This window comes from uncultured Xanthomarina sp. (assembly GCF_963971605.1).
Lineage (GTDB): Bacteria > Bacteroidota > Bacteroidia > Flavobacteriales > Flavobacteriaceae > Xanthomarina > Xanthomarina gelatinilytica.
The window spans coordinates 53,390-65,275 of record NZ_CAXATZ010000012.1 but is presented as its reverse complement, the minus strand read 5'-3'; the positions used below and the strand labels follow the sequence as shown (position 1 = coordinate 65,275).

Below are 11,886 nucleotides of genomic sequence, written 5' to 3'. Positions count from 1 at the left end.
CTTTCTTGCTTAAATTAAAAAACCCCTACTAATTAAAGTAAGGGCTTCAAATTTACGTTGGCCTACTAGGGCTCGAACCTAGACTCTTCTGGACCAAAACCAGACGTGTTGCCAGTTACACCATAGGCCATTGTGTAATTGAGGTTGCAAATTTAAAACAAAGTTTTGTTTGCGCAAGTATTTTTTAAAGAAAATATTTTCAAAATACTTAACGTTTCCTTAAAAACATTTCTGATAACATAATTATTGTTAAATTCGCCTCTTTAACAAACATAGAATCTATGACACACTTCAGCTTTAAAAAATGGAATACACTTTTGGGATGGTTCTCCTTTTTAATTGCATTTACAACCTATAGCTTAACTGTAGAGCCAACAGTAAGTTTTTGGGATGCTGGGGAATACATACTAACCTCCTCTAAATTACAAGTTGGACATCCTCCTGGAGCTCCTTTATTCCAAATGTTTGGCGCGTTCTTTTCTATGTTTGCCTTGGAACCTAGCCAAATAGGATTGGTTATGAATTTAATGAGTGCTGTTGCCAGTGCTTTTACTATTTTGTTTATGTTTTGGAGCATCTCCTTGCTTCTTAAAAAAATAATAACATTAAATGGTGAGTTTACCACATCAAAACAAGTTGCTGTACTTGGAAGCGCCTTAGTTGGAAGTTTGGCTTTTACGTTTACAGATTCATTTTGGTTCAATGCCGTTGAAACCGAAGTATATGCCATGGCAACCCTAATCATGTCTGTATTGTTTTATTTGGGACTGCGTTGGGAACAAGATATGGACAAGCCGCGTGGAAACAAATGGCTGATTCTTATTGCCTTTATCATAGGACTTTCGTTTGGTGTGCATTTTATGGGACTTTTAACCATTCCTGCTATTGGATTGATTTACTATTTTAAAAACTACAAAACAGTTACAGTTAAAAACTTCATTGTTGCAAATGTGGTTTCAGTTGCCATTTTACTTTTTATATTTAAATTGTTATTACCAAATGCCTTAAAGATTTTTAGTGCCTTTGAAATTTTCTTTGTCAACTCAATAGGAATGCCTTTTAATTCTGGAACCATTATAGCTGGTCTTGTTTTGATTGCTGCTTTTTATTTTGGCATAAAATATACCAGGGACAAGAATTACACTCATTTAAACACAGCTATTTTATGTTTGATGTTTATTTTTATCGGGTTTTCTTCCTGGTTAATGCTTCCTATTCGTGCCAATGCCAATGTGGTTATTAACGAAAACGACCCAAGTGATGCCAGGGAACTTTTGGCTTATTACAATTTGGAACAGTATCCCGAAACACATTTGTTTTACGGCCCTTTGTTTACCGATCAATATTCTGGATTGGATGAAAACGAACCTTATGTGGACGATAAGCCCAATTACGAAAAAGACTATGAGACTGGGAAATATGTCATTATAAACGATTGGAAAAACGCCAAACAAAACTATAATCACGAACATGCCTCCATCTTACCTCGTATGTGGAGCCAAGAAAACGCTACGAATTACATGTTGTTTTCTGGATATTTGGATTTCAAAATAAAACCTGAATACCAAATGCAAAACGAACTGAGAGCTGCTGTAACCGAGTTTAAAAACAATGTGGCTCAAGGATTGGTTGATTATGAGGATTACCATGATTTTTTAAAACAATTTGGACAATATATCAATGTTGAAAAACCATCTTTAGGAAGCAATATTGCTTACATGCTGGAATATCAGTTAGGGTATATGTATTGGAGGTATTTTTTATGGAATTTTGTTGGAAGACAAGACGACATACAAGGGAGATACGATAACCATGGAAATTGGTTAAGTGGCATAAAGTTTATAGACGAGTGGCATTTGGGCTTATCTCAGGACAATTTACCAAGCGATGTTAAAAACAACAAAGCCAGAAACACGTATTATTTTTTACCTCTTATCTTAGGGCTTATTGGCTTATTCTTTTTGTACCAAAAAGACAAAAAACTATTTTGGACCATGTTGGTGTTTTTCCTATTTACAGGTTTGGCCATCCAATTTTATACCAATGTAAGACCTTTTGAGCCAAGGGAAAGGGATTACTCTGTTGTAGGTTCTTTTTATGTGTTTGCCATGTGGATAGGTTTTGGTGTATATGCTTTATATGACATACTAAACAAATATGCCTCTTCCAAATTTCTAGCTCCTGCCATTACCCTAGCCTGTTTGGCTTTGGTACCTGGAATTTTGGCGGCAAACAATTGGGACGACCATGACAGGTCCGGAAAATATACAGCCAGAGCCATGGCAAAAATGTATTTGGACTCATGTGCCGAAAACGGCATCTTATTTACCATTGGAGATAACGACACCTTTGCGCTTTGGTATGCCCAGGAAATAGAAGGCTACAGAACCGATGTTCGTGTGGTTAACACTAGTTTGTTCCAAACAGATTGGTACATAGACCAAATGAAACGCAAAGCTTATGAAAGCGACCCAATCCCTACTAAGTTAAGACATGATCAATATAGATATGGCACCAGGGATTATATCATGAAAAGAGAGATTTCTAAAGACACCATGTTGATTCAGGATTTTATGGATTTTATTACTAGCGATAATCCTAGGACCAAATTCAAGTATATTTTAGAACAACAAGGCGAAGACACAAGCTTTTACCCATCGCAATTGGTAAACTCCAACTATTTTCCTGTAGAGAACATTAGAGTTCCTGTTAACAAGGAAAATGCGTTAGCATCTGGCATTGTAAAAGAGAAGGATGCCGATGAGATGGTGGATTTTTTGGATGTTAAAATTACTGACAATGCTATTTATAAAAACAGGCTTCTAATGTTGGATATTGTGGCCAATAACGATTGGAAACGTCCTATTTACTTTACAGGTGGTGCGTTTAGCAATGAAGATTATATCTGGATGAAAGATTATTTGCAGCTAGATGGCATGTGCTACAAATTGGTGCCTATTAAAACACCAGTAGATAGAGCTAACCCATTTGACATGGGACGTGTGGATGCCGATTTAATGTACGAAAAAGTAGTGAATTGGGATTGGGGGAATAGTGGCAGCCCAGACATCTATCATGATACAGAAACCCGTAAAAACTCCATAACCTATAGAGGGAATTTAGCACGTTTAGCAGAGCAACTAATCAATGATGAAAAATTAACAAAAGCTGAGGAAATTGCAGATATTGCCATGGAAAACATGCCAGTGGAACTCTTTGGATATTACACCCTATTGGAGCCTTATATTGGTATTTATTACGAAGTTGGATCTGAAGAGAAAGCACAACAGCTGTTTAAAAATGTTTCTATAAAATATCAGGAAAACCTTAGCTATTTCAGTAAATTGGACGTAGAAAGCCAATACAAACTAATAGAGGACATCCTAACGGATATAGAGCGTTACAAAGGCATTTTAAATGTATTGCAAGAATACGATACAGATTTTTATAAAGAGGAAGCCAAAGTGTTTACCAACTATTTAAATCTATTCAGTCACTTTTACCAAGGAGAAGACTACGAACAGGAACCTCAACCAAACCTAGATTTCCAACAAGAAAAAGAATTGGATAGCATGTTATTGGATTTAAATAACTAAGTCATGGAATTCATTCCGGCAAAACTTCCTCTGTTTGTAAAAAAACTGTTTCCAAAATACACTTGGAATTTACCCACAGAGGAAAAGATTCTATACCTCACGTTTGATGATGGGCCAACGCCATTAATTACCAATTGGACCTTGGATATGTTGGATGAGTATCAAGCTAAGGCCACGTTTTTCTGTATAGGAAACAATATTGAAAAGCATCCAGATATTTTTCAGGAAATACTTAAAAGAGGTCATGTGGTGGGAAATCATTCTTACAATCATCCTACAGGCTGGAAAACCACAACTGAGGCTTATGTGGAAAATGTAAAACGAACTCAAGATATTATTGATTTTCAGCTTCAAAAACTCGACCGTACCGAGAAGGCATGTTCGGGCGAGTCAAAAAACAACAACCAGCCCGAACCGAGAAGGCAGGTTCGTGCGGGTCATCAATCAACAACCAACAATCTCTTCCGTCCACCTTATGGAAGAATAACCAAAGCACAAGGCCGAAGATTAATGGCGTTGGATTACAAAATCATTATGTGGAGTATTTTAGCTTTGGATTGGAGCTTGAAAACCACAAAAGAAAAATGTGTGAAAAATGTCATTAAAAATGTTAAAAGAGGAAGTATTGTAGTGTTTCACGACAGTGAAAAAGCTTCAGAAAACATGCAATATGCCTTGCCAAAAGTGCTTGAACATTTCAGCAAACAAGGCTATACATTCAAGTCGTTGAATCCAGATGTTTTTTGATGTTACACGTACTCTTGGATAATCCCAATTAACGTGTTGGCATCTTGTTCACCACTATGACGCCATTTCATTTCGCCATTTTTATAAATAATCAATGTTGGCAAGCCTTTTACCCTTAAGGCTTCGGCAAGTTCTTTGTTTTTATCCACATCAATTTTTATAACTTTTGCTTTGTCTCCCAAGGCAGCAGCGACATCTCTTAAAACAGGATGCATGGCAGTAGATTGTTCATTCCATTCAGTAAAAAAATCAAGTAAAACAGGAATATCTACATCTATTAGTTCCCCAAATTTTGACATACTTTTAAAGTTTTAAGTCAAATGATTATATACAAACCTACGTATTTTTTTCATATTTTGCATACATGCCTTATAAATAGTGAGTTCCAACGGTTGGGTAATTTCAAAACCCGTCTTTTTTTTATTAAGTTAAAGCTTTTCCTTTTTTAAGTTCAATAACGGTAATTTCTGGCCAAATGCCTACTCTTCCTGGATAACCCAGATACCCAAACCCTCTGTTAACGTTTATGTATTGACCCATTTCCTTATAAATGCCAGCCCAATATTTATAACGCCACTTAATAGGGCTCCACTTTACCCAACCTGGAATTTCTATGCCAAATTGCATGCCATGTGTATGACCACTCAATGTTAAATGGTACTTATAATCGTCTGAAATGACCACATCTTCCCAATGAGAAGGGTCGTGGCTCAATAAAATTTTAAAATCTTCTTTTTCAATATGTTGAGCTGCTTTTTTTAAATCGCCAGCTTTTTTAAAAGGCCCTCTTCCCCAATTTTCGACCCCTAATAAAGCAATACGTTCCCCATTCTTTTCAATGAAACGACTTTCGTTTAAAAGCAAATCGAAACCCATATCTTTTTGAATATCTTTTAATTGCTCTAAATTTCTACGCTTGGTTTCTTCATTTCCCCAATCCACATAATCGCCATAATCATGATTCCCCAAAACTGAAAATTTTCCGTCTGCAGCTTTTAGCTTGCTAAATACATCTTTCCAAGGTAACATTTCGGATGCTTTATTGTTTACCATGTCTCCAGTAAAAAATATGGCATTGGATTTTTGCTCATTGACCAAATTTACAGCATATTCGATTTTTTCCCTATCATCAAAACTTCCGGAATGGATATCGCTTATTTGGGTGATTTTATAGCCATCGAAGGCTTGGGGCAGATCATCAAAATACAATTTGTACGTTAAGACCCTAAAATCGTATTTTCCTTTAAACATGCCATAAAGCAAAGAAGAAAAAGGGATGGCAGCAATGCCCAAAGCTATTTGGCTTATAAATTTCCTTCTGGAAGGCACATGAAAATTTTTTTTTGATGGACTGAATTTATGGTATACTCCTGCAAAAAACCTTACGATATCTTCACTGAACAAAATAGGTGCAATCACTAGACTAAAAGACATGAAAGCCAACAAGAACCCAAATGCTTCGCTTTTAGGTTGTGTTAAAACTTTCTCGTTAGTGGCAATGGCAAATTCAAAAACAAAATTTCCCACAACCAAAAGTGCAAGTCCAATAAATGCAATGTGAATCCATTTGTTTTTGGTAAGTGTTTTAATGGCCTGAAAACCATAAACCACCAAAAAAATGTAAACAATAGTAAAAAGTACCCAACGCATAACATGCAAATTTTGTTCAAAGATAATTGAATTCACCCATTAACATCTGCTTAAAAAAAATTTTAACCATCTGTTAAGATTTTCTTTTTCAGGCCTGTGAATAGACATTTGGGTTTTAAAAAAAACCTAAATTCAACTGAAAGGGTTCTACCAAGAAGACCTTTAAACGTGATAGCTAGAGAATAAGAAACATGTTAAAACCACTTAATGGTTAGATCCACCAATTTTTGTTTCCAATTAGTATAAGGCGGTTTTAGCAAATCGACTGCTCCAAGAGTATGTTGTTTTAACAACGAGCGTTGATTGGTAAACTCCAAAAACCCAAAATAGCCATGCGATTTACCAATACCACTGTTATTGGAACCCCCAAACGGTAAATGGTGGTTCAAATACTGCAATAAATTATGATTCACACAGGTACCACCAGCTCTTGTGTTGTTAATAATATAATCTGTATTCTTTTTGCTTTTGCTAAAAATATAAAGGGCCAAGGGTTTTTCTTTTGAATTGATATAGTTTACAGCTTCCTCCAGCGTTTTAAATGTTTTTAATGGTAAAATTGGCCCAAAAATCTCTTCCTGCATTAAGCTAGTATCTTCAGTTAGTTCACTTACCAAAGTTGGTTCTATATAACAATGGGAGGGTTTTAAAGCACCTCCAGCGTCAATGGAAGCACCTTTATCTTTAGCATCATCCAAACTGTTTTTAAGTCTTTCAAAATGCTTGTTGTTTACAATGCGGCTGTAGGATGTTGATTCTTCCGGGTTTTGCGAATAAAAGGCTTTTACTTCTTTTCGAAAATGCTGAATAAATCCGTCCTTTAAAGACTCATGAACCAACACATAATCTGGAGCGATGCATGTTTGTCCTGCATTGGTGCACTTGCCATAAACAATTTTTCTAACAGCTTTTTCAAGATGTGCAGTTTCATCTACAATGGTTGGGGATTTACCTCCCAATTCCAAAGTAACAGAAGTTAAATGCTTGGACGCAGCTTTCATTACAATTTTTCCAACTACTGGTGAGCCTGTAAAGAAAATATGGTTAAATGGCAACTCCAACAAAGATTGAGCTGTTTCCACTTCCCCTTCCACCAAGGCTATCTCATTGTCATCGAAAAGTGCCGATACCATTTTTGCCATTAATTTTGACGTGTTTGGCGTCATTTCAGAAGGTTTTAAAATCACTGTGTTTCCTCCAGCAATTGCAGACACCAAAGGCCCAAAAGTTAAGTTAATGGGGTAATTCCATGGTGAGATAATCAAACAAACACCTTTGGGTTCGTTAATTATATAAGAACTGCTACCCAACATGGCCAAAGGCGTACCTACTTGCTTCCTTTTCAACCAAGTCTTTAATTCTTGTTTCACGAAATTTATTTCGTCTACAACTGGGTAAATTTCAGTTAAATCGGTTTCCAATTGAGGTTTTTTGAAATCTGCAAAAAGGGCATCCCTAATCTCTTGTTTGTAGGTGTGCTCCAAAGCGTGTTTTAATCGTTTCAATTTTTTTATACGTTCTTTATAGGACGTATTCCCAACCCGAAACTGATTGGTTTTTTGTTTTTGAAACAATTGAAAATATGGGTTGTTATTGTCATTCATGTTTTTCTAATCTGCACTAATTAATTCGCCTCTGGATTCTTGTTCTTTAAATTTTGGGGTTTTGCCAAATAGATTGGTTATGGTAAATATACTGAAATGTTTGAGACATTTAATATCCAACAACTTTTAAAAGCAGGGTTCCATTTGTTCGAGCTCAAGCGGTTAGATACAAATGTTGTTTTACAGCTATTCCCAAAATTTCAAAACGCACTCACTGTTTAAAAAAATTAAGATGTTTCCAGATTTAAAAACCCATATGGTCTAATAACTTTTTTGTAGCTTTGATGTTCTTACAAAAACAATCCGATGTCTGAACAAAAACGCCTTTTTTTAGTAGATGCCTACGCGTTAATTTTTCGTGGCTATTACGCTTTTATAAAAAACCCAAGAATCAATTCGAAAGGACTGGACACGTCTGCCATTATGGGTTTCATGAACTCCCTTTTAGATGTCATTAAGCGTGAAAGACCAGATCATCTTGCTGTTTGTTTTGATAAGGGTGGAAGCTCAGATAGAGTGGAAATGTTCTCTGAATATAAAGCCAATAGAGATGAAACACCAGAAGCCATTAAGATTGCTGTGCCATACATTTGTGAGATTTTAAAGGCCATGCACATTCCCATCATGGTTAAAGAGGGTTATGAAGCCGACGATGTGATAGGAACCTTGGCAAAAAAAGCCGAGAAAGTAGGCTATCAAACCTTTATGGTAACTCCAGATAAAGATTTTGCCCAATTGGTTTCAGAAAACATCTTTATGTATCGTCCAAAATCTTTTGGTGGTGGTTATGAAGTTTGGGGCATTCCGGAAGTACAGCAAAAATTTGAAGTGGAACGTCCAGAGCAAGTGATTGATTTTCTTGGAATGATGGGAGATTCCAGCGACAACATTCCGGGTTTGCCTGGGGTTGGGGAAAAAACGGCCAAAAAATTCATTCAAGCCTATGGAAGCATGGAGAACTTATTGGCAAATACGCATGAGCTAAAAGGGAAAATGAAGGAGAAAGTTGAAGCTTCCAAAGAATTAGGCATGCTCTCTAAAGAATTGGCGCGTATTATGTTGGATGTTCCTGTGGAATTTGATGAAAAGGATTTTGAAATGTCTGAACCCGATGTGGAAGCTGTGACCCAAATTTTTCAGGAATTGGAATTTAGACGATTGATTGATAATTTTCTGAAAACCTTTGGTACGGAAACCGAAACAACTTCAAAGACAACGGGAGCTTCCAATGCAGACAATCCAAAAAAAACAAGTCCAAAAGAACAGGCGTCTGCAGGAGCTGGACAATTTTCATTGTTTGGTGGCGACCCTTCAGTTTCAAAAACCGAGACCACTTCAGAATATACCAGAAACACAGTCGAAACGACCTCTCATTTTTATCAAAGTGTGGCACCAGGAATGGCTACCCAACTCTTTATTAACAATTTAATGAGTCAAAAAAGCGTTTGTTTTGATACTGAAACAACCAGTTTAAACCCGTTGGAAGCAGAGTTGGTTGGGATTGCTTTTTCTTGGGATATAGGCAAAGGGTTTTACATACCATTTCCTGAAAAAAAGGATGAAGCCCAAGAACTCATAGAGCAATTGCGCCCGTTTTTTGAAGATGAGAATATTGAAAAAATTGGCCAGAATTTGAAATACGATATTAAGGTTCTTAAAAAATATCAAGTAACCATTAAGGGCAAATTGTTCGACACCATGTTGGCACATTATTTAATCAATCCAGACATGAGGCACAGTATGGATGTTTTGGCTGAAACTTACTTAAATTACACACCTATTTCCATTACGGAATTAATAGGGAAGAAAGGTAAAAATCAACTTTCCATGAGAGATGTGCCTTTGGAAAAACAAACGGAATATGCTGTGGAAGATGCCGATATTACCTTACAACTTAAAGAACATTTTGAAAAGGAATTAGGTGAGGCCAATACCCAAAAACTCTTTGACGAGATTGAAATCCCTTTACTACGTGTGCTAGCAGATATGGAACTGGAAGGGATTAACTTGGATATTGCTTATTTAAATACACTTTCAAAACAATTGGATAGCGATATCAAAACCTTGGAAGCCAATATTTACAAGGAAGCTGGTGAAGCCTTTAATATCGCTTCGCCAAAACAATTGGGAGACATTTTATTTGATAAATTAAAACTGGTTGATAAACCCAAAAAAACCAAAACTGGTCAATACGCTACGTCTGAGGATATTTTGTCCTATTTAGCAAAGGATCATGACATTATAAAACACATTTTGGAGTATCGTGGTTTGGCCAAACTAAAAAGCACCTATGTTGATGCACTTCCATTACAAGTGGCGCCTTCAACAGGTCGTGTCCATACAGATTATATGCAAACGGTAGCTGCAACAGGAAGGTTGAGCAGTAACAATCCCAATTTACAGAACATCCCTATTAGAACAGAACGTGGCCGACAAGTTAGGAAAGCGTTTATTCCAAGAAATGAGGATTATACTTTATTGGCAGCCGATTACTCTCAAATTGAATTGCGAATTATTGCTGCCTTAAGTGATGAAGAAACCATGATTGAAGCCTTTAAAAACGGCGAAGACATTCACGCATCTACGGCATCCAAAGTGTTTAATGTGCCTTTAAATGAGGTGACACGCGAACAACGTAGCAATGCAAAAACGGTTAATTTTGGAATTATTTATGGTGTTTCGGCCTTTGGGTTGAGCAACCAGACCAATTTATCCAGGAGTGAAGCGAAAGAGCTGATTGACACCTATTATGAAACCTATCCAAAACTTAAAAGCTATATTGGAAAACAGGTGGATTTTGCCAGAGACCATGGTTATGTACAAACAGTTTTGGGCAGAAGACGTTATTTAAAGGATATCAATTCCAGGAATGCCGTAGTTCGAGGAGCAGCCGAACGGAATGCCGTTAATGCCCCTATACAAGGAAGTGCTGCAGATATTATTAAAGTAGCCATGATTAATATCCATAAAAAACTGGAAGCTGGACATTACAAAACCAAAATGTTGCTACAAGTACATGATGAATTGGTTTTTGATGTTTACAAACCTGAATTGGAGCACATAAAACCCTTAATTAAAACCGAAATGGAATCTGCCTTTAAACTAAAAGTGCCTTTGGACGTTGATTTAGATGTTGGTGACAATTGGTTAGAAGCACATTAAGCGACTGTTTTTTCTTTCTACTATTTTTATCCCATGAAACAATAACTCGGTTTTGTAGGAAAAAACGCTGGCCTTCATACATTATCCATGGAGTATCCATGGAGTATCTATAGAGTATCTATATGATTAAAGCCGTCCTAAAATAGCTATACAGGTTATTAATTACATCCTGATTTATGATACTATAATACTATTTAATCCCGAATGGATTGTACAGGTTTCATATACTCTCCATACACTCTGCATACACTATCTATACTTAAGCTATACTTAAGCCATATACTAGCCGTTGATATAACCTGTCTTAAAATAGCTAAACAGATCAATAAATAAATCCTGATATTATTTTACAATAATACTTTTTAACCCTAAAATGACTGTATTTCTTATGGTGTTATACCTAACAATTGCATCTGCTTATTTCCTTATATATTATATGTTAACATAGGCAAGCCAAAAAAACAGGGCGTGAATTCACGCCCTGTTTTTTTGGTTTATTAGATGGATGTCTACACCTTATGCTGTTTGCATCTCATGTTTGCCTTCATAAACTTCCTCTACCAATTTGGAATTAAATGCCGGCAAGTCTTTAGGCGAGCGACTGGTAACCAATCCTTCATCAACGACTACTTCTTCATCTACCCAATTGGCACCTGCATTTTTAATATCGGTTTTAATAGAGTTGTAGGAGGTCACTTTTCGTCCTTTTAAAACATCTGCTTCTGCCAGGAGCCAAGGTCCATGACAAATAGCTCCTACAGGTTTTTTATTTTCAAAAAACGATTTTACAAAAGCAACTGCCTGATCGTTTCTTCTCAACAAATCTGGATTAATAACACCTCCAGGCAACATTAAAGCATGGTAATCCTTTTGGGAAACTTCATCAATTGTTTTGTCTACTTTATAGGTATTGCTCCAGTTTCCATCTGCCCAAGCTTTAATTTCTCCAGCTTCCAAAGAAACGATGTGCACATCTGCCCCAGCTTCTTCCAAAGCTTTTTTTGGTTCTCTTAATTCACTTTCTTCAAATCCATTGGTTGCTAATATTGCAACGGTCTTTCTATTTAAGTTTTCCATTTTTGTGTGTGTTTTTAATTAATTATTATTTACTTCAAGATACCTTTAAT

At 36.3% G+C, this 11,886-nt stretch carries 7 protein-coding genes and 1 tRNA gene; 3 read left to right on the top strand and 5 right to left on the bottom strand.

The genetic code is table 11. From position 1 onward, the window contains the following. Positions 1–57: 57 nt before the first annotated feature. A tRNA-Gln gene (locus AACY93_RS06690) sits at positions 58–130 on the bottom strand. Positions 131–281: 151 nt separating this feature from the next. On the opposite strand from AACY93_RS06690, the gene AACY93_RS06685 reads away from it, so the two are divergent. Both AACY93_RS06685 and AACY93_RS06680 read left to right on the top strand, forming a co-directional pair. Beyond that, positions 282–3,596, top strand: a complete 3,315-nt coding sequence (locus AACY93_RS06685; protein ID WP_286854638.1) for a DUF2723 domain-containing protein — start codon at positions 282–284, stop codon at positions 3,594–3,596. Positions 3,597–3,599: 3 nt separating this feature from the next. Beyond that, positions 3,600–4,343, top strand: coding sequence for a polysaccharide deacetylase family protein (locus AACY93_RS06680; protein ID WP_273006219.1), 744 nt, complete (start codon positions 3,600–3,602; stop codon positions 4,341–4,343). A gap of 2 nt (positions 4,344–4,345) precedes the next feature. Here the strand turns inward: AACY93_RS06680 and AACY93_RS06675 are convergent, their stop codons facing one another. The 3 genes from AACY93_RS06675 to AACY93_RS06665 form a co-directional block, all read right to left on the bottom strand. Continuing rightward, positions 4,346–4,642: a thioredoxin family protein gene (locus AACY93_RS06675; protein WP_007647753.1), complete on the bottom strand. Its 297-nt coding sequence runs from the start codon at positions 4,640–4,642 to the stop codon at positions 4,346–4,348. Positions 4,643–4,766: 124 nt separating this feature from the next. After that, the gene (locus AACY93_RS06670) at positions 4,767–5,993 is read right to left on the bottom strand and encodes a metallophosphoesterase (protein WP_273006221.1); all 1,227 of its coding nucleotides are present in this window, start codon (positions 5,991–5,993) and stop codon (positions 4,767–4,769) included. Positions 5,994–6,187: 194 nt separating this feature from the next. Next, on the bottom strand, positions 6,188–7,597 hold the full coding sequence (locus AACY93_RS06665; protein ID WP_286854636.1) for an aldehyde dehydrogenase family protein: 1,410 nt from the start codon (positions 7,595–7,597) through the stop codon (positions 6,188–6,190). Positions 7,598–7,903: 306 nt separating this feature from the next. Between AACY93_RS06665 and polA the strand changes: the two genes are divergently transcribed. Then, positions 7,904–10,759, top strand: coding sequence for a DNA polymerase I (gene polA, locus AACY93_RS06660; protein WP_286854635.1), 2,856 nt, complete (start codon positions 7,904–7,906; stop codon positions 10,757–10,759). 516 nt (positions 10,760–11,275) lie between these two features. Here the strand turns inward: polA and AACY93_RS06655 are convergent. Beyond that, positions 11,276–11,836, bottom strand: a complete 561-nt coding sequence (locus AACY93_RS06655; RefSeq protein WP_007647741.1) for a type 1 glutamine amidotransferase domain-containing protein — start codon at positions 11,834–11,836, stop codon at positions 11,276–11,278. Between the last annotated feature and the right edge of the window lie 50 nt (positions 11,837–11,886).

Coding starts and splice junctions, on each gene's coding strand:
- AACY93_RS06685 (WP_286854638.1), top strand. CDS start 282: ATGACACACTTCAGCTTTAAAAAATGGAATACACTTTTGGGATGGTTC.
- AACY93_RS06680 (WP_273006219.1), top strand. CDS start 3,600: ATGGAATTCATTCCGGCAAAACTTCCTCTGTTTGTAAAAAAACTGTTT.
- AACY93_RS06675 (WP_007647753.1), bottom strand. CDS start 4,642: ATGTCAAAATTTGGGGAACTAATAGATGTAGATATTCCTGTTTTACTT.
- AACY93_RS06670 (WP_273006221.1), bottom strand. CDS start 5,993: ATGCGTTGGGTACTTTTTACTATTGTTTACATTTTTTTGGTGGTTTAT.
- AACY93_RS06665 (WP_286854636.1), bottom strand. CDS start 7,597: ATGAATGACAATAACAACCCATATTTTCAATTGTTTCAAAAACAAAAA.
- polA (WP_286854635.1), top strand. CDS start 7,904: ATGTCTGAACAAAAACGCCTTTTTTTAGTAGATGCCTACGCGTTAATT.
- AACY93_RS06655 (WP_007647741.1), bottom strand. CDS start 11,836: ATGGAAAACTTAAATAGAAAGACCGTTGCAATATTAGCAACCAATGGA.